This window comes from Methylobacterium sp. PvP105 (assembly GCF_017876975.1).
Classification (GTDB): Bacteria; Pseudomonadota; Alphaproteobacteria; order Rhizobiales; family Beijerinckiaceae; genus Methylobacterium; species Methylobacterium radiotolerans.
Genome location: NZ_JAGIPA010000001.1, coordinates 6,044,318 through 6,062,136, shown reverse-complemented (window position 1 = coordinate 6,062,136; position 17,819 = coordinate 6,044,318). Strand labels below are relative to the sequence as shown.

At 73.5% G+C, this 17,819-nt stretch carries 17 protein-coding genes; 7 read left to right on the top strand and 10 right to left on the bottom strand.

What is annotated here, in order from left to right; genetic code table 11:
- The first annotated feature begins 24 nt into the window (after window positions 1-24).
- From tlpA to J3A75_RS29475, 3 genes are all read left to right on the top strand, one after another.
- The gene (gene tlpA, locus J3A75_RS29485; protein ID WP_012321422.1) at window positions 25-666 is read left to right on the top strand and encodes a thiol:disulfide interchange protein TlpA; all 642 of its coding nucleotides are present in this window, start codon (window positions 25-27) and stop codon (window positions 664-666) included.
- A 65-nt stretch (window positions 667-731) separates the two neighbouring features.
- On the top strand, window positions 732-1,934 hold the full coding sequence (gene nhaA, locus J3A75_RS29480; RefSeq protein WP_012321421.1) for a Na+/H+ antiporter NhaA: 1,203 nt from the start codon (window positions 732-734) through the stop codon (window positions 1,932-1,934).
- A gap of 71 nt (window positions 1,935-2,005) precedes the next feature.
- On the top strand, window positions 2,006-3,763 hold the full coding sequence (locus J3A75_RS29475; RefSeq protein ID WP_071000168.1) for a carbamoyltransferase: 1,758 nt from the start codon (window positions 2,006-2,008) through the stop codon (window positions 3,761-3,763).
- A gap of 54 nt (window positions 3,764-3,817) precedes the next feature.
- On the opposite strand, the gene J3A75_RS29470 is transcribed toward J3A75_RS29475, so the two are convergent.
- The 4 genes from J3A75_RS29470 to J3A75_RS29455 form a co-directional block, all read right to left on the bottom strand.
- Window positions 3,818-4,177, bottom strand: a complete 360-nt coding sequence (locus J3A75_RS29470) for a hypothetical protein (protein ID WP_046154864.1) — start codon at window positions 4,175-4,177, stop codon at window positions 3,818-3,820.
- A 180-nt stretch (window positions 4,178-4,357) separates the two neighbouring features.
- Window positions 4,358-5,035, bottom strand: coding sequence for a haloacid dehalogenase type II (locus J3A75_RS29465; RefSeq protein ID WP_024828761.1), 678 nt, complete (start codon window positions 5,033-5,035; stop codon window positions 4,358-4,360).
- Between the two features lie 71 nt (window positions 5,036-5,106).
- Window positions 5,107-6,633 (bottom strand): murein biosynthesis integral membrane protein MurJ, encoded by a 1,527-nt coding sequence (gene murJ, locus J3A75_RS29460; protein ID WP_063110270.1) that lies wholly within the window; start codon window positions 6,631-6,633, stop codon window positions 5,107-5,109.
- A gap of 200 nt (window positions 6,634-6,833) precedes the next feature.
- The gene (locus J3A75_RS29455; RefSeq protein WP_012321416.1) at window positions 6,834-7,433 is read right to left on the bottom strand and encodes a superoxide dismutase; all 600 of its coding nucleotides are present in this window, start codon (window positions 7,431-7,433) and stop codon (window positions 6,834-6,836) included.
- A 309-nt stretch (window positions 7,434-7,742) separates the two neighbouring features.
- Between J3A75_RS29455 and J3A75_RS29450 the strand changes: the two genes are divergently transcribed.
- Window positions 7,743-8,591 carry a hypothetical protein gene (locus J3A75_RS29450; RefSeq protein WP_071000167.1) on the top strand — a complete coding sequence of 283 codons (849 nt, stop codon included), beginning with the start codon at window positions 7,743-7,745 and terminating at the stop codon, window positions 8,589-8,591.
- 25 nt (window positions 8,592-8,616) lie between these two features.
- On the opposite strand, the gene J3A75_RS29445 is transcribed toward J3A75_RS29450, so the two are convergent.
- The 4 genes from J3A75_RS29445 to J3A75_RS29430 form a co-directional block, all read right to left on the bottom strand.
- Window positions 8,617-10,332 (bottom strand): HWE histidine kinase domain-containing protein, encoded by a 1,716-nt coding sequence (locus tag J3A75_RS29445; protein WP_012321414.1) that lies wholly within the window; start codon window positions 10,330-10,332, stop codon window positions 8,617-8,619.
- Window positions 10,333-10,503: 171 nt separating this feature from the next.
- A complete protein-coding gene (locus tag J3A75_RS29440; protein WP_024828763.1) occupies window positions 10,504-11,241 on the bottom strand; it encodes a tRNA (guanine(46)-N(7))-methyltransferase TrmB in 738 nt (245 codons plus the stop codon).
- 312 nt (window positions 11,242-11,553) lie between these two features.
- Window positions 11,554-12,732 (bottom strand): methionine adenosyltransferase, encoded by a 1,179-nt coding sequence (gene metK / locus J3A75_RS29435; RefSeq protein WP_012321412.1) that lies wholly within the window; start codon window positions 12,730-12,732, stop codon window positions 11,554-11,556.
- Between the two features lie 176 nt (window positions 12,733-12,908).
- Window positions 12,909-13,316, bottom strand: a complete 408-nt coding sequence (locus tag J3A75_RS29430; RefSeq protein ID WP_012321411.1) for a helix-turn-helix domain-containing protein — start codon at window positions 13,314-13,316, stop codon at window positions 12,909-12,911.
- Window positions 13,317-13,911: 595 nt separating this feature from the next.
- Here J3A75_RS29430 and J3A75_RS29425 point away from each other — a divergent pair.
- The 3 genes from J3A75_RS29425 (at window position 13,912) to J3A75_RS29415 (ending at window position 16,980) form a co-directional block, all read left to right on the top strand.
- On the top strand, window positions 13,912-14,736 hold the full coding sequence (locus J3A75_RS29425) for a thermonuclease family protein (protein WP_083374498.1): 825 nt from the start codon (window positions 13,912-13,914) through the stop codon (window positions 14,734-14,736).
- 5 nt (window positions 14,737-14,741) lie between these two features.
- Window positions 14,742-16,226, top strand: a complete 1,485-nt coding sequence (locus J3A75_RS29420) for a M48 family metalloprotease (protein ID WP_012321409.1) — start codon at window positions 14,742-14,744, stop codon at window positions 16,224-16,226.
- Window positions 16,227-16,299: 73 nt separating this feature from the next.
- Window positions 16,300-16,980, top strand: coding sequence for a glutathione S-transferase family protein (locus J3A75_RS29415; protein WP_012321408.1), 681 nt, complete (start codon window positions 16,300-16,302; stop codon window positions 16,978-16,980).
- 25 nt (window positions 16,981-17,005) lie between these two features.
- Here the strand turns inward: J3A75_RS29415 and J3A75_RS29410 are convergent, their stop codons facing one another.
- Entirely contained in the window at window positions 17,006-17,173 is a 168-nt protein-coding gene (locus tag J3A75_RS29410; RefSeq protein WP_012321407.1) for a hypothetical protein, read from the bottom strand.
- 75 nt (window positions 17,174-17,248) lie between these two features.
- On the bottom strand, window positions 17,249-17,686 hold the full coding sequence (locus J3A75_RS29405; protein ID WP_012321406.1) for an EamA family transporter: 438 nt from the start codon (window positions 17,684-17,686) through the stop codon (window positions 17,249-17,251).
- Between the last annotated feature and the right edge of the window lie 133 nt (window positions 17,687-17,819).

Sequence of the window (17,819 nt, the reverse complement as noted above, 5' to 3'; positions counted from 1 at the left end):
TGAACGCCCCGGCAGGCAAAGCTGATGCCCGGCCGCACACCCATCCTGGCCGGCGCGGGCGTCGCCGCGCTCGCCGTCCTCGGGCTCGCCCTATACGGGAGCGGTCTCCTGCCCGGCAACACGGGCGGCGCCCTCCAGCCCTGCGCCGCCGCCAAGCCGGCTTTGGCCCGGGTCGATGCGGCGTCCAAGGGCGAGGTCGCCGCCATGCAGGCGCTGCCCCAGGCCCGGCCCGCCCCCGAAATCCGGTTCAAGGGCCCGGACGGCGCCGAGACCGGCCTCGCCGACCTCAAGGGCCGGCTGCTCCTCGTCAATCTCTGGGCGACGTGGTGCGCGCCCTGCAAGGCCGAGATGCCCGCCCTCGACCGGCTCCAGGCGCAGCTCGGCGGACCCGACTTCCAGGTCGTCGCCATCAACGTCGACACGCGCAACCTCGAGAAGCCGCCGGAATGGCTGAAGCAGGCGGGCATCCACGACCTCGCCTACTACGCCGATCCCGGCGGCCGCGTGCTGCCGATCCTCCAGCGCGACACGCAGTCGCCCGGCCTGCCGACCACGATGCTGGTCGACGCGCAGGGCTGCACGATCGGGGTGATGAAGGGGCCGGCCGCGTGGTCGAGCCCGGACGGGCTGGCGCTGATCCGCGCGGCCCTGGGGCGGACGTCGTAGGGCTTCGAGCGGGACTTCGGCCAGTCGCTTGCGCGTCCCCGCGATGCGCGGCAAGGCCTGCCGCGATGACGTCGCCCACCCCCGACAGCCCCCCGCCGCGGCGCGGCCCGCGCCCCCTCTCGATCATCCGCACGCTGCTCGCCGGCGAGGCGGCGGGCGGGCTGATCCTGATGGCGGCGGCGGCCCTGGCGCTGGTGGTCGCCAACGGCCCGCTGGCCGGGACCTACGCGCACGCCCTCCACGCCGAACTCGGCCCGTTGAGCGTCCAGCACTGGATCAACGACGGCCTGATGGCCGGCTTCTTCCTGCTGGTCGGGCTGGAGATCAAGCGCGAGGCGCTGGACGGGCGGCTGCGCACCTGGCCCGACCGGGTCCTGCCCGGCTTCGCGGCGCTCGGCGGCATGGCGGTTCCGGCCGCGTTCTACGCGCTCGCCAACCTCGGCGCCGGCACCCTGCGGGGCTGGGCTATTCCCGCGGCCACCGACATCGCCTTCGCGCTGGGCGTCCTGGCGCTCCTCGGGTCGCGGGTGCCGGTCTCCCTCAAGATCTTCCTCAGCGCGGTCGCCATCGTCGACGACCTCGGCGCCGTCGTGGTGATCGCGCTGTTCTACAGCTCCGGCCTCGACCTCGCCGCGCTGGGGCTCGCCGCCCTGGTGCTGGCCGGCCTCTACGGCCTCAACCGGGCGGGGATCGGGTGGCTTCCGGCCTACGGGCTCCTCGGCCTCGTGCTCTGGGTCCTCGTGCTGCGCTCCGGGATCCACGCGACGATCGCGGGCGTGCTGCTCGCGCTCACCGTCCCGATCCGGGTCAGCCCGGGCCGGCCGGAGGACGCGCACTCGCCCCTGCACCGGCTGGAGCACGCCCTCGCGCCCTGGATCACCTACGGGGTGGTGCCGGTCTTCGGCTTCGCCAATGCGGGCGTGGACCTCTCCGGCCTCACCCCCGAGGCCCTGCTCCAGCCGGTGACGCTCGGCATCGCGGCGGGCCTGTTCCTGGGCAAGCAGGCCGGCGTGTTCGCGAGCCTGCGGCTGGCGGTGGCGCTGGGATGGGCCAAGCGCCCGGCCGGGGCCGGCTGGGGCCAGGTCTACGGGGTCGCGGTGCTGTGCGGCATCGGCTTCACCATGAGCCTGTTCATCGGCGGCCTCGCCTTCCCGGACCCGCAGCACGAGACCGCCGTGAAGCTCGGCGTGCTCGCGGGCTCGGCCCTGTCGGGACTCGCCGGCGCGGCGATCCTTCTCGTCACGAAGCGCCGCGCCACCCCGCACTAGCGGGCGGCTGTCGGCACCTCTCACACGTGCCGGGCTCCGTCCGGCGCGAAAATGCGCTAGGCCGCGTCGACATGCGCTTCTATCTCGGCCTCGCCACCACCTTCCACGACCCGGCCGTCGCCCTGGTCGGGCCCGACGGCACCCTGCTCTTCGCCGAGGCGGCGGAGCGCGCCCTGCAGTACAAGCGCGCGCCGAACTGCGAGCCGGACCCCCCGGCCGTGATGGCGGCGCTGCTGAAGGCGCACGTCCCGCCGGGCTCCGAGCTCGTCGTCGCCTCCACCTGGGGCCCGCAATTCACCGACTTCCTGCGGGGCCAGGCCGGCGCCGGGGCCTTCGACCTCATGGCGCTCTCGGCCCACACCACGGCGCTCAACCGCTCCTACGTGCCCGAGCAGGCCGAGCGGGTGTTCATCGCCGACCTCCACGGCGCGCAGGAGCGGGCCGGCCACGGCACACTGCTGGCCCTGAACCAGGAGGCGCGGATCACCGGCGCGGCGCCCCGGGCGACCGTCGCCGGGCAGCGGCGCTACCCGCACCACCTGTGCCACGCCGCCTACGGCCTGTGGGGCAGCCCGTTCGAGACGGCCACCGCCCTGGTGGTCGACGGCATGGGCGAGACCGGCGCGGCGGCGATCTACCGCCTGGAGGGCGGCCGGATCACGGAGCTGCGCCGCCACCGCGGGCGCGGCTCGCTGGGCTTTCTGTACGGGCTGATCACCGACCTCGCCGGCTTCGACCAGGTGAAGGGCGAGGAGTGGAAGATCATGGGGCTCGCCCCCTACGGCCGTCCCGACCCGGACCTCGCCGCCCTGCTCGGCCGGCTCTGCACGGTCGAGGGCCACCGCCTGCGCTACGCCGACGCGGAGACGATCCGGGCGGTCGCCGCGGAGATCCGCGCCCGCCGCCCCGCGGATGCCCTGGAGGCGGGCTGGGCCGACCTCGCCCGCTGCGGCCAGGACCTGTTCGCGACGCTGATGGACGCGCTGGTGGCGGAGGCCCGCGCGCTGGCGCCGTCCGAGAACCTCGTGATCGCGGGCGGCTGCGGGCTCAACTCCTCCTACAACGGCCGGGTGCTCGGCCGGTCCGGCTTCACCCGGCTGCACGTGCCCTCGGCCCCGGCGGACGACGGCAACGCGGTCGGCGCGGCGTGGCTCGCCTACGCGGAGGACCATCCGGACTGGGCCGGGCCGCCGCCGGCGCAGCGCCCGCTCTCCCCCTATCTGGGCTCCCGGGTCCCGACCGGCGCGATGGAGCGGCTCGCCGAGCAGGAGCCGCGGGCCAAGCGCGTCGGCCACGCGGAGGCGACGCGCGCGGCGGCGCGGATCCTGGCCGAGGGCGGCCTCGTCGGCTGGGTGCAGGGCCGCGCGGAGTTCGGGCCCCGGGCGCTCGGCAACCGGTCGATCCTGGCCGATCCGCGGCCGGAGGGCGCCAAGGACGCGCTCAACGCCAAGGTGAAGTACCGGGAGGCGTTCCGGCCGTTCGCGCCGTCGATCCTGGCGGAGGCCGGGCCGGACTGGTTCGAGGATTACGCCGACAGCCCCTACATGGAGCGCACCCTGGTCTGGCGCGCGGCGGTCCGCGGCCGCGTCCCGGCGGTGGTCCACGCGGACGGCACCGGCCGGCTCCAGAGCGTCACGGCGGAGCGGAATCCGGCCTACGCGGCCCTGATCGGCGCCTTCGCGGAGATCACCGGCGTGCCGATCCTGCTCAACACGAGCTTCAACGTGATGGGCAAGCCGATCCTCCACGGCGCGGAGGACGCGATCCTGATGTTCTACACCACCGGCCTCGACGCCCTCGTGGTCGAGGATTGGCTGGTCGTGAAATGAGACGCGCCGCGCCCCCGGGGGACGCGGCGCCGATTCGATACCCGCGGTAGCGACTTACTCGCAGACCTCGACGCGGCGGTAGGTGAACTCGCCGTCGCCGAGCCACTCCTTGCGGCGCTCGTAGTGGCAGATCGGGCCGCGGCGCTCGCGCACCACGATGGTCTCGGGCTCCTCGACCACGACGCGGCGCGGGCGGTACTCCGGCGGCGGCGGCGGGGGCGGCGGGTTCGCGCCGTTGACGAGGGCGCTACCGACCATGCCGCCGACGACGCCGGCCGCGAGGCCGCCGACGATGGCACCGGTCTGGTCGCGGGCGGCGGCCGGGGCGACCGCCCCGAGCACCAGGGTCGCCGCGAGGGCTGCGGCCCCAGCGCGGATCGTCGTGAAGGAACCGTTCAAGGACACGCGAAACATCTCCCGTTCGTGTTGAGGATGATCCAACACCGGGAGGATTAAGAATCCGCGAAGTGGGCCAATTGAATTGTGTGCCGGATAAGGCGGCCCGCGGTCGCTCCAGCCTGAGGCGGGACGCTGCCGTGGCGACGTCCCGACGCCGGCCGCGTCTCGGATCGGGGACGCTCAGCGGACAGCCCGTCAGAGCAGCCCGTCGAGGGACCCGACCACGACCGTGGGCGCGAGGTCGGCATACTCGTCGGGCAGCCCCTTGCGGTTGACCCAGGCGGTCCGGAAGCCGAAGGCCCCTGCCCCCGCCACGTCCCAGCGGTTCGACGAGCAGAACAGCACGTCGCCCTGCCCCACCGCCAGCCGGGTCAGGGCGATCCGGTAGGCGTCGGGATGGGTCTTGAACACCTGCGCGTCGTCCACCGAGAGGACCGCGTCGAGGTGGTCGGCGAGCCCGGCCGAGGCGACCGCCCGGTCGACCATGGCGGCGTTGCCGTTGGTGAGGACGGCGGTGCGGATGCCGCGCTTGCGCAGGGCCGCCAGCACGCCCGGGACCTCCGGGTAGGCCTCGAGGTCGCGGTAGGCGTCGAGGAGCCGCTCGCGCAGGCCGGGATCGACGTTCGGGTGGATCGCCAGGGCATAGTCGAGGGCCCGCACGGTGAGGTCCCAGAAGGCGGCGTACTGGCCCATCAGCGACAGAGTCCAGCTGTACTCGAGCTGCTTGTTGCGCCAGACCTCGGAGAGGTGGGCGGCGTCCGGCCCCACCGCCTCGGCGTAGCGCTGGACCGCGGCATTCACGTCGAACAGCGTGCCGTAGGCGTCGAACACCGCGGCCTTCACGCCCGCGAGGGGTTTTGCTGCGTCGGTCATGGCGTTCCTCACTGGGTGCTCTCGCCCGATCTGGGGCCGGACCCGCGCGGCGGCGAGTCCGGCCGGGTCATTCAGGCCCGGCGCAGGCGCAGGCCGAACAGGTGCAGCAGGCCCGCCAGCAGGCCGCCGTAGACTAGGGCACCGGCGAGCCCCAGCACCGCCAGGACGACGAGGTCGCGCCCGTGCGGGAGGGCCGGCACCAGCGCCTGGACGAGCCCCTGGCCGTAGACGGCGACCGCCGCCAGCCCGAGGCAGGCCAGCGCCACCCCGGCGACGGTGAGGCCGAGCGCGCGCCCCGGCGCCGTCCAGTCCCGGCGCTTGGCCAGGACGAGCAACAGCAGCAGGTTCACCCACTGGGCGACCGCGGTGGCGAGCGCGAGGCCGGTCACGCCGTAGGGGCCGGTGAGCCACAGCTTCAGGGCGACGTTGACGCCGATCGCGGTCAGCGAGGCCCAGAGCGGCGTCTTGGTGTCCTGGCGGGCGTAGAAGCTCGCCACGGCGCTGCGCACCAGCACGACCGCCGGCAGGGCGAAGCCGTAGGCCGCCAGCACCGAGGCCGCCCGCGCCGTGTCCTCGGCGCTGAAGGCGCCGCGCTGGAACAGCGCCGCCATGATCAGGCCCGGGATGGTCAGGAACGCGACGGCGAACGGCGCCGAGAGGGCCAGGGAGAAGCCCGCGGCCCGGTTCTGCGCCGCGTGGGCGCCCGCCACGTCGCCGGCCGCGATCCGGCGGCTCATCTCCGGCAGCAGCACCGTGCCGGCCGCGATGGCGATGACCCCGAAGGGCAGCTGGTAGAGCCGGTCGGCGTAGTAGAGCGCCGAGACCGCCCCGGTCGGCAGCCAGCTCGCGATGATCGTGTCGGCGAAGGCCGCGATCTGGAAGCCGGCCGAGCCGACCACCGCCGGCCCGAGCACGACGAAGAAGCGCTTGAGCGCGGGATCGAGGCGCGGCACCGCGAGGTCCGGCATCACGCGGACCCGGCGGCAGCCCCACCACAGCAGGCCGAACTGGAGCACGCCCGAGACCGCGACGCCCCAGGCGGCGGCGTAGGCCGCGTTCGGGAACAGGAAACTCACGCTCAAGGCCGCCAGCATGGCGAGGTTGAGCAGGACCGGAGCGCCCGCCGCCACGGCGAAGTGCCGGTGGGCGTTCAGGATGCCCGACAGCAGCGTCACCAGCGTCATGAACAGCAGGTACGGGAAGGTGATGCGGGTCAGCGCCACGGCGAGCTGGAAGCGCTCGCCATCCTCCGCGAAGCCCGGCGCCAGGGCGTGGACCACCCAGGGCATGGCCGGCAGGGCGAGGTTGAGCAGCACGAGCTGCACGATCAGCATCAGGGTGAAGACCCGGTCGGCGAAGCGGTGCGCCGCCCCGGGCTCGCCGGCCTCCGCGAGCCCGGCATAGGCCGGCACGAAGGCGGTGTTGAACGCGCCCTCGCCGAAGATCGCGCGGAAATGGTTCGGGAGCCGGAAGGCGACCACGAAGGCGTCGGCCAGGGGCCCGGCGCCCATGACGGCGGCCATCACCACGTCGCGGGCGAAGCCGGTGACGCGCGAGACCAGGGTCCAGCCGCCGACGGACAGGATGGAGCGGATCATCGGGCGGGGCGCTCGCCCACCCCCTCGCCCCTCAGCGGGGGCGGGCGGGAGCACGGTCGAAGCGTCGCGCGTGTCGATCGAAAGGAAATGGCCGGACCCTTCCGCACCGGGTCATCCGGCGTCGGGCGCATCAAGAGCCGGTTTCGTGCGCCACCTCAAGGGTGCCGCGGACACAGGGACCGCGGCACCGGCGATACGCCTCAGCGGGTCGCCTCGGCGTACATCTTCTCCACGTGCTCCCAGTTCACGAGGTTCTCGATGAACGCCTTCAGGTAGTCGGGCCGGCGGTTGCGGTAGTCGATGTAGTAGGAGTGCTCCCACACGTCGACGCCGAGGATCGGCTGAGCGCCGTGGACCAGCGGGTTCTCGCCGTTCGGGGTCTTCATGATCGCGAGCTTGCCGTCCTTGACGGCGAGCCACGCCCAGCCCGAGCCGAACTGGCCGACGCCCGCCTGGATGAAGTCCGCCTTGAACTTCTCGGCGCCGCCGAGATCCTCGTCGATCTTCTTGGCGAGGGCGCCGGGGATCGCGCCGCCGCCGTTCGGCTTCATCCACTGCCAGAAGTGGATGTGGTTGTAGTGCTGGCCGGCGTTGTTGAAGAGCGGCTGATTCGTGTTGTAGGCGGCCTTGACGATCTCCTCGACGCTCTTGCCCTGGAGATCCGTGCCCTCAAGCAGCTTGTTGCCCGTGTCGACATAGGCCTTGTGGTGCTTGTCGTGGTGGAACTCGAGGGTCTCCTTCGACATGTACGGCCCCAGCGCGTCGTAGGCGTAGGGCAGTTCCGGCAGGGTGAAGGTCATCGCGTCTATCTCCGCTTAGCAGGGGGCGGCCTCGTCCCCGGCGGGGGCTCCCGAGTCGAGAGCCCGCTAGGTAAGTCGGTGGCCGCGGGACGGCAACGCCGTTCCGCCACGGCGGCGCGGGAAGTTCCGCCGACCCGCTGATCCGGGCGCGGATCCGCGGGTCGGCCGTCCCGGGCATAGCCGGCGCAGATCCGGACTATTCCGGTTTCCCGGACATCTCGGCCCCGAGTTTTGCAATATGACGGCTAGGCCTTACTGTGCGGCACGCCTTGAGCGCCGGCCGTCAGCCGGCCCGTGTCAGAGAGTAACATGATCGCTGCGCTGTTCGCGCTCGCCGCCGCCATGATCATCGGGGGCTGCGCCGCCGTGATCCAGGGCTTCCCGTACGTGCGTCTGGAGAGCGGACTCGCGATGGTGATCGCGGGCTCGGTCGCGGCCTCGTCGGGCGCGGTGCTGCTCGGCCTCGGCGTCGTGGCGCTCGGTTTCCGGCGGGTGGAGCGGGCGTTCGGGCGCGCCCCGGCGGCCGGCGAGCGGCCGGCCCCCGCCGCGGCGCCGGCCCCGGCCCCCGTCGACGAGGCCCGGACCCGGCTGCCGCCGGTCCTGCCGGCGGCGCCCGCCTTCATCGTGCCCTCGGTGGTCGAGCCGTCCTTCGATCCCGAGCGGCCCCGGATCGAGCCGAGCCTGGAACTCCGCCCGGACGAGGCCCGCGCCCCCTTCCCGGAACTCGGCGCGGTCGAGTCCCCGAAGCCGGCCCCGGCCGAGCCGGCGCCCGTGGCCCCGCCCGTCCGCGTTCCGGAGGCGGATCGCCGGCCCGAGCCGGACGCGCCGACCGAGCGCGCGATCGCGCCCGAGGACGACCTGTTCGCCGCCCCCGAGCCGCCTCCGCCCCCGCTGGAGGAGCCCGGGAAGGCCGCCGCGGAGGAGCCGCCGGCCCTGCGCCCGAGCCTCGACACGCCCCCCGAGCCCGAGCCGGCCCCGCAGGCCGCCCCGCGCACCGTGGTGGGGCGCTACGCCTCGGGCGGCAACACCTACGTGATGTTCGAGGACGGCTCGATCGAGGCGGAGACGCCGCAGGGCCGCTTCACCTTCGCGTCCCTCGACGAGCTGAAGGCCTTCGTGGACGGCGGCGGCGAGTCCGGGGCCCGCGGCGCGGCCTGAACCCGCCCTGAGGGCGGCCGCGGCCTCACACCAGCGGGTTGAGGCTGTCGTTGCGCGGCGGGATCGGGGCCCGCATGGTCAGGGAGAAGCCCCCGGGGGCGTAGTCGGTGGTCACCTCGGCCTGGACCTGGGTGATCAGGACGCGCTGCAGCAGGCGCGAGCCGAAGCCCTGGCGGCTCGGCGGCGCGACCGGAGGGCCGCCGGTCTCGCGCCATGAGAACCGCAGGATCCCGGCCGGCCCCCCGGGCTCCAGGGACCATTCCACCGCCACCCGGCCGGTGCGGTTCGACAGGGCCCCGTACTTCGCCGCGTTGGTGGTGAGTTCGTGGATCGCCATGCCGATCGGCACCGCGATCTCGGACGGCAGGTCGATCGCCGGCCCGTCGAGGCTGATGCGGCCCTCGGCGCCGCCGTCCGGCGCCACCTCCGCGTAGGGCTTCAGCTCGTTGCGCAGGAGGTTGGCCAGCGACGCCGTCTGCCACGTGTCCTCGGTGAGGACCGAGTGCGTGTGCGCCAGGGATTTGATGCGCCCGACGAACGCCTCGTAGAAGCTCTCGATGCTCGACGCCGTCCGCGCGGTGGAGCCCACGATGGCCTGGACCGTGGCCAGCGTGTTCTTCACCCGGTGGTGGAGCTCGCGGATCAGCAGGCTCTGGCGCTCCTCCGCGACCCGGCGGTCGGTCACGTCCGCGACGACGCCGATCAGGCGGCGGGGCAGGCGGCCGGGGGCGTCGCGCTCGAACCGGCCGGCCATGTCGATCGTGCGCCACACGCCGTCGGACTTGCGGCGGATCCGGCCGCTGATGTGCAGATCCCCGTCCTCCCGCAGCGCCTGGGAGATCGCCCGGCGGACGGCGGGGCGGTCGTCGGGGTGGAGGATGTCGTTGAGGAACTCGTTCTTGCCGATCGTGCCGTCCTCGGGCGCGTGCCCGAAGATCTCGTACATGTGCTCGTTCTCCCAGATCGCCTGGTCCTCGAGCATGTGCCACTCGAAGATGCCGAGCCGGGCGACCGTGGTGGCGACCCGCAGGCGCTGGTCGCGGGACAGGATCTCGTCCCGGGCCTCGACCCGCGTGGTGATGTCCTGGAGGATGCCGACCATACCGGCCGGCGTGCCGTCGGGGCCCGGCACGGCCTGCCCCCGGACCCGCAGGATCACGGTCCGTCCGGCCACCGTGGTGGCCGTGTCGAACTGATAGGGCTCGTCGGTCCCGTCCGCCTCGGCGATCAGCGCGCGCAGGCGCGCGAGTTCCGCCTGCGACAGGCCCGTCTTCAATTCCTCCCACGAGACGGACCGGCCCGGCGGCCGCCCGAGGATGCGGGCGGCGCGGCGCGACAGGGTGAGGAGGCCGGTCGCGCGGTCCCAGCGCCATTCCCCGAGCCCGGCGGCCGCCAGGGCCTCGCGGTTCGCCTCGGAATGGGCCGCCGCGTCCACGTCGACCGCCTCGACCACCAGGGTCCGGCCCGCGCGCCGGACCCGCACGTCGAGGGGTGCCCCGTCCGCCCGGCGCCAGACCTGGAGACCGTCCCGGAGGCCGTCGGGCCCCTCGTTCAGGAGTTCGGCGGCCGCCCGCCCGGACAGCGTGCCCGGCGGCCAGCCGACGAGATCGTGCAGGGCGCGGTTGGCGGCGACGATCCCCGCCCCGTCCGCCGACAGCACGGCGAGGCCGATCGCGGCCTCGTCGAAGCCGGCGCGAAACGGGTCCTCCGCCGCCGGGTCCTGCCCCACCCTCTCATTCACTCGGAAGAATCCTCGAACGTGCCGTGGCACGCTCCCGCCGGAGATGGCCCCCTCCCGCCACGATCCGGGACCGCGGCGAGCCCTGAGGATGGCGCCCGAGCGTGACCGTGGCAAGGCGTTCCGCTCCGCCTGCGGCGACCGGGCACCCGCGCGACCCGCCCGCGCGGGCCGTCACCGGGGGCGGCGGACGAATTCCAGGTAGGTCGGCCGGCGGCCCGCTTCCAGCGCCTTGGCCTCGTAGCGCGTGCCGGGCCAGCCCGGGAAAGGCCGCGTCCAGTCCCGCGCGTCCCGCGCCGTCCAGGCGAGGACCGGGCACCGCGCGGCCCGGACCAGCGTCCAGCCGGCATAGTCGTCGATGTCGCTGGCGAAGCGGAACAGGCCCCCGTCCTTCAGGACCCGGCCGATCTCGGCGAGGGAGGCGTCGGAGACGAACCGGCGCTTGCGCTGCCGCCGCTTGGGCCAGGGATCGGGATAGAGCAGGTAGACCCGGTCGAGGCAGGCATCCGGCAGGCGCGCCAGCAGGGCGGTCACGTCCTCGTCGCGGATGCGGACGTTGCGCAGCCCCTGCGCCTCGACGGCCGCCAGCAGCTTGACCACGCCGTTGACGAAGGGCTCGGCACCGATGATGCCGATATCCGGCCGCGCGGCCGCCTGGGCGGCGAGGTGCTCGCCGCCGCCGAAGCCGATCTCCAGCCAGAGCGCCTCGGGCGGCGCCGGCATGGCCGGGAACAGCGCGCGCGGATCGAGGATCGCCTCGCCCGGCGGCAGGTCGACCCGCAGGGCCGGCAGCAATTCGGCGAGCCGGCGCTCCTGCTGCCCGCGCAGGCGCTTGCCCTTGCGCCGCCCGAAGAAGGCGCGCTCCGGCTCCTCGGCCGGGTGCTCGGGGCGTCCAGGGGTGTCGGTGTCCACCGGCTCAGTCTACCTCGGAGATGCGACGCGGCCCGCGTCCCGGCGGGCCACGCGGAGCGTCGGCGGGACGCCAACCGGGACACCGCGCCCGACGTGCCGCGACCTGATGCGCACGCGCGGCACCCGCGCGCGGGCGCCATCGCGTCGGACGCGCCGCGGCGCCCAGCGCCGGATGCCGGATCGCGGGCGCCGCTGGTTTCCGGAACGGAACCGGGCGGCGCTCAGCGCACCGCCCGCCCCGCGTTCACGTCGCCCCGGCGCGCCGCCGATCTCCGGCCAGCGCGTCGGCCCGGGGCCGCGCGGAGGCCGCCCTCAGGCCAGCGCCGACTTCAGCTTGCCGGCGAGGTCGGTGCGCTCCCACGAGAAGCCGCCGTCGGCCTCGGGGGCGCGGCCGAAATGGCCGTAGGCCGAGGTGCGCGCGTAGATCGGCTTGTTCAGGCTGAGCGCCGTACGGATGCCGCGGGGCGACAGGTCCATGGCGTCCATCAGCACGGCCTCGAGCTTGGCCTCGTCGACCGTGCCGGTGCCGTGCAGGTCCACGTAGATCGAGAGTGGCTTCGAGACGCCGATCGCGTAGGCGAGCTGGATCGTGGCGCGGCTGGCGAGGCCCGCGGCCACCACGTTCTTGGCGAGGTAGCGCGCCGCGTAGGCCGCCGAGCGGTCGACCTTCGTCGGGTCCTTGCCGGAGAACGCGCCGCCGCCGTGCGGGGCCGCGCCGCCGTAGGTGTCGACGATGATCTTGCGGCCGGTGAGGCCGGCATCGCCGTCCGGGCCGCCGATCACGAACTTGCCGGTCGGGTTCACGTGCCAGACCGTGCCCTCGTTGACCCAGCCCTGCGGCAGCGCCTTCAGGATGTAGGGCTCGACGATGGCGCGCACGTCCGCGGAGTCGAGGGACTCGTCGAGGTGCTGGGTCGACAGCACGATCTGGGTGACCTCGACCGGGCGGCCGTTCTCGTAGCGGACCGTGACCTGGCTCTTGGCGTCGGGGCCGAGCTTGGCGGCGTCGCCCTGCCTCGCCTTGCGGGCGTCGGCGAGGTCCTTGAGGATCTTGTGGGCGTAGAAGATCGGCGCCGGCATCAGCTCGGGCGTCTCGTCGGCGGCGTAGCCGAACATGATGCCCTGGTCGCCCGCGCCCTCGTCCTTGTTGCCGGCCGCGTCCACGCCCTGGGCGATGTCGGCCGACTGGGCGTGCAGGTGGATCGCGACGTCGTTGTTCTTCCAGTGGAAGCCCGACTGCTCGTAGCCGATGTCCTTCACGGCCTCGCGGGTCAGGGCCTCGAGGTCCTTGAAGGTCACCGAATCGGGTCCGCGCACCTCGCCGGCGATGACGATGCGGTTGGTCGTGGCGAGCGTCTCGACGCCGAGCCGCGCCTCCGGCATCGCCGCGAGGTAGGCGTCGACCACGGTGTCCGAGATCCTGTCGCAGACCTTGTCGGGGTGTCCCTCGGACACGGACTCGCTGGTGAACAGGTAGTTGGAACGCGGCATCGGACGGCCTCGGCTGCAGAGGTACGCCGTCGCGATCGCGGCGTTTGACCCTTCATGGGGCCGGGGTTCTCGCACCCGACCGGGAGGCGGTCAAGATGGAGGAACGAACGGATCCGCTATAACGGACGAAGCGACCGGAAGAACGATCGAACCGGCCCGCGGGGATCGCCGCCGGCTCAGCCGCCGAGCTTGCTCTCGAGCGCCCGGATCGCGTCGGCCACGTCGCGGCGCGCCTCCTCGGAGAAGTTCTCGGTGATGTGGCGGCCCACGACTTCCGCCAACCCCTTCAACCCGGCTTCCGACAGGGTGGACTGCTCGCGCTCGCTGAAGCCCGGGGCGATGAAGTCATCGTTCCGGGGCATTCCTTTGAAGAAGTAATCCATCGGCACGCCGGTCATCCGCGAGAAGATATCGAGATGGACGGCGCTGATCCGGTTGGTACCCTTCTCGTATTTCTGGAGCTGAGCTGCAGACATACCGAAGCTCTGCGCGACGCGGCGCTGTGTGAGCGATGCCTTCCGGCGCTGCTCGGCGATGCGTTGCCCGACATAGACGTCGCGCTGATCGGTCTTCTGGCCCGCCATGAAGTGCTCGTCCACCCCCCGCCATGAATCCTGGCGGCAAAGCTTAGCGCGGCCCTCGGTACTTGTCACCGGCAGGCGCCCGACGTGGTGGACGATTTGCTCACGGCTCTGCAACCGCGAGATCTGCGAGATGAGACAACTTGGTGTCCCCGGCAGGGCTCGAACCTGCGACCCCAGGTTTCATACCACTTCGGCTTTCGCCGCCGCGTCCCGAAGGTCCGCGTTCGTGGCCTGGACTATCCCTTCACCGTGGGCCGGATTGCATCCGACCGTTAGGTGCCGCCCGTCTAGTCTCTACACCTTCCCGCAGAACGCCGGGGCGCCGCGCGGGCTTGGCTCGGGATCGGCAGAGCATCGGACGGCGGCGCGTCGATGCCGGAAGCTTTCCCCGACTTTGAGCGGATCCGCCGCGCGGTTTCCCGGCGCGACGCCCAATTGAAGCTTCTAGGAAACCTGTGCTCTGTCCAGCTGAGCTACGGAGACGACCGCGCGCTCCATAGCATTCTCGCCGGCCGAGGCCAACCGCGCCCGGTGGAGAGGCGCGGTGTCGGGGCCTGCGATCTCGGGGGAATCGATGCGCGGGAGCGCGGCGGTCATGCGGGCAGCCTCGCTGGCGGCCCTGATGGCGGCGTCGCTCGCCGCGGTGCCGATTCGTCCGGCACGCGCCGCGCCGGGGGCCGGCCCGTCCGACTGCGCGACCGGGCCGGCGCGCGACGAGGTCGTGGCCGGGATCGGGCCCCGGGGCGAGATCCGCCTGGTCTCGGGCCTCCGCGCGGTGTTGGACTCGCTGCGCTGGCCGGACGCGCCGGAGGCCGAAGCCGCGGCGCTGGCCTGGCTCGAGCCCCGGCGGGGCGCCCGCGTCACGGTGGTTCCCCGCGGGCAGCCCGACCGGTGGGATCGCGTGCGGGCCGATCTCCTGGCCGCGGAGGACGACGCGGACCTGGCGGGCGGCCTCATCGCGGCCGGGCTCGCCTACGCGGACGCGAACGAGGCCGATTCGCTCTGCCGGCCCGGCCTGCGCCTCGTGGAGGCGGCCGCCCGGGCGCGCGGGCTCGGTCTCTGGAGCGTCGCGCTCCCGGCGGCGCGGGACGGTCCGGCGCTCCGGGCGCGGGCCGGGCGCTTCGTCGTCGCGGAGGGCCGGATCCGCCACGTCGGCGAGCGCGGCGCGCGCACCTATCTCGATTTCGCGGCCCGCGGCACGGACGGCCTCACGGTGACGGTATCGAAACGCACTTGGCGAATGATGCGCGCCCGTGGTTTGAGTGCGGCCTCGCTCGAAGGCCGGCGCGTGCGGGTGCGCGGCCTCCTGGAGGTCCGGCGCGGCCCGACCCTGGAGGTCGCCCTCGACGGGCTCGAGACGCTCGGGGAGACGGACCGGCCGGAGGCCGATTCGGACGGGGAACGGGGATTGCGGCGCTGATCGCGATGGGCGGGATCACGGGGCACATCATCGCGGGGCGGACCCGCGCGGCGGGCCGGCGCGCCCTCGGCGCGGCGGCGCTGGGCGGCCTCGCCCTGCTGCTCGGCGCCTGCGTCGCCGACCAGACCGAGGCGACCGTGCGGCCGGCCGTGGTGCGGGTGCCCGCGGAGGCGCCGCGCACCACCGGCCGCGAGCGCGCCGCGGATGCCGACCACCTCAAGCTCGTGGCCTCCTTCGGGGGCGAGGCCCGGGCCCCCAACGTCACGCGGATGCTGACCGAGGTGACCGACCGCCTCGTGAAGGCGAGCGACCGGCCCGACCAGGCCTACACGGTGACGCTCCTCGACTCGCCGGTGGTCAACGCCTTCGCGCTGCCGAACGGGCGGCTCTACGTCACCCGCGGCCTCGTGGCCCTGGCGAGCGACACCTCCGAGGTGGCGGCCGTGCTGGCCCACGAGATGGCCCACGTGACCCTCAACCACGCCACCGCCCGCAGCGAGCTCGAGCTGCGCTCGGCGCTCGTCAGCCGCGTCGTGGCCGACGTGCTGAACGACCCCGATACCGGCGCGCAGCTGCAGAGCCAGTCGCGCTTCGCGCTCGCCCGGTTCTCCCGCGAGCAGGAGCTGGAGGCCGACGCCACCGGCGTGCGCACCCTCGCCAAGGCCGGCTACGATCCGTTCGCGGCCGGGCGCTTCCTCGCCGCGCTCAACCGCTCGACGGGGCTGAAGTCCGGCAGCGCCGGCGCGCCCGACATGCTGGCGACCCACCCGGGCACGGCCGAGCGCATCAATCAGGTCACCCGGGCGGCCCGCCGCATCGGCGCGCCGGGCATCGGCACCGACGACCGCGCCGCCTACCTCGCGGCGGTGGACGGGCTCGCCTACGGCGACAACCCGCGCGACGGCGCGGTGCGCGGGCACCGCTTCATCCATCCCGGCCTCGGCATCGCCTTCGAGGTGCCGGAGGGCTTCACCCTGGAGAACACCCGCTCGGCGGTGCTCGGGACCACCCAGGACGGCGGCCGGCGCCTGCTGTTCGATCAGATCGAGGCGAAGGACGGCCAGCCCCTCGAGGCGGTGCTTAAGGCGAGCTGGAACGACGCCTTCGACCCGGCCGGCTTCGAGACCCGGGACGTCGCCGGCCACCCGGCGGCCTTCGCGCTGTCGCGGGGGAAGGAGTGGACCTTCCGCCTCGCGGCCATCCGGATCGGGGACTCGACCTACCGGATGATCATGGCCGCCAAGGGCGCCACCGACCCCGACCCGGCCTTCCGCCGCTGGACCGCGACCCTGGTCGCGGTCGCGCCCGACGAGGCGGTCCTGCGCCCCCTGCGGCTGCAGGTGGTCCAGGCCGCCTCGACCAGCGCCGAGGACCTCGCCCGCCGCATGGCGGTGCCCGACCGGGCGCTCGACCGGTTCCTCGTCCTCAACGGGCTGGAGCGGGGCGCCGCGCTGGTGCCGGGACGCGGCTACAAGATCGTCGTGGAATAGCCGCCCTGCGCGCCCGCGCCTTGTGCCGGCGCGGGGCCCGGACATCCTGCCCGCGTCGTTCAGGGAGAGCGCGGTGATTCGATTCTTCTACAATCTCAGCCCCAACCCCATGAAGGTCGCCCTCTGCCTCGAGGAGATGGGGCTGCCCTACGAGCCGGTGCCGGTCGATACCCGCAAGGGCGAGCAGTTCGATCCGGCCTACACGGCCGTCAATCCGAACGGGAAGGTGCCGGCGATCGTCGACGGCGACGTGACCGTGTTCGATTCGAACGCGATCCTGATGTACCTGGCGGGCAAGACCGGCCGGTTCCTGCCGGAGGGCGAGCCCGTCCGCGGCGAGATGCTGTCCTGGCTGATGTTCGTGGCGACCGGCATCGGGCCGTTCTCCGGCCAGTGCGTGCATTTCCGCCACTTCGCGCAGGACGGGGGTGCCTACGCCACCGAGCGCTACACCTTCGAGGCGCGCCGGCACTGGGGCATCCTCGACCAGCGCCTCGCCGACCGCACCTACGTGCTGGGCGACACCTACACGATCGTCGACATGGCGGTCTGGGGCTGGGCCCGGATGGTGCCCTTCATCCTCGGCGAGGGCGCCTTCGGGGACCTGCCCAACGTCAAGCGCCACCTCGACGCGCTCAACGCGCGGCCGGCCGCCCAGGCCGCCGAGGCGCTGAAGGGCCGCCACGCCTTCAAGGCGGAGATGGACGCCGAGGCGCGGAGCTTCATGTTCCGCGCCGTGCAGGGCGCCGCCTGACACCGCCGCGGACCGGTCCCGCGCCTCAGGGCGCGGGGGCGGTCACCGTGAGCATCGGCAGGGTGACGGAGAGCGTTCCGGCCGGTGCATGTCCGGTGCCGAGCCCGGTGCCGAGTGTCAGGCAGGCGCCGAGCCCGAGACAGAGGGCGAGACCGAGAAGCGAGGTCTCGAAGCCGCGATAAACCCATTCCATGACGGTCCCCTTTCGCGAGGCAACCGCATGATGCGCGCATCGCGTTAAGGGATCGGTGCGCCAGCGCGCATGATCTCACAGTCCGGAGGCGACGAGGGCCGCGCCCGCCGCGATCAGCGCGACCCCGGCCCAGGCGGCGAGGCTGAGGGTCTCGCCGAGCAGGGTGGCGCCGAGGATCGCCACCAGCACGACGCTGAGCTTGTCGAGCGGCGCGACGCGGGCGGCGTCGCCCAGCGACAGGGCGCGGAAGTAGCAGAGCCACGACGCCCCGGTGGCGAGCCCCGACAGGATGAGGAAGGCGAGGCTCCGGCCGGTGACCTGCGCGAGGCCGCCCGCCTGCCCGGAGACGACCACGATCGCGCCCGCGAAGACCAGGATGACCGCGGTGCGCACGAAGGTCGCGACGTCCGACGGCACGCCCGCGACCCCGACCTTGGCGAGGATCGCGGTCAGCGCCGCGAAGCCGGCGGCGGCGAGCGCCCAGAAGCGCCAGGATTCCAGCAGGGGGCTCACCGCGATCCCGTGTCGGTTCTCAGGGCAGCGCGCGGGCGCATCACCGTCCTCGCGCGCGGAGCGATTCAGCGCGGCGGAGCGCCCGCGTCCGACTCCTTGCCGAACCGTCAATGTTTCCTGTGAAACATTCGCC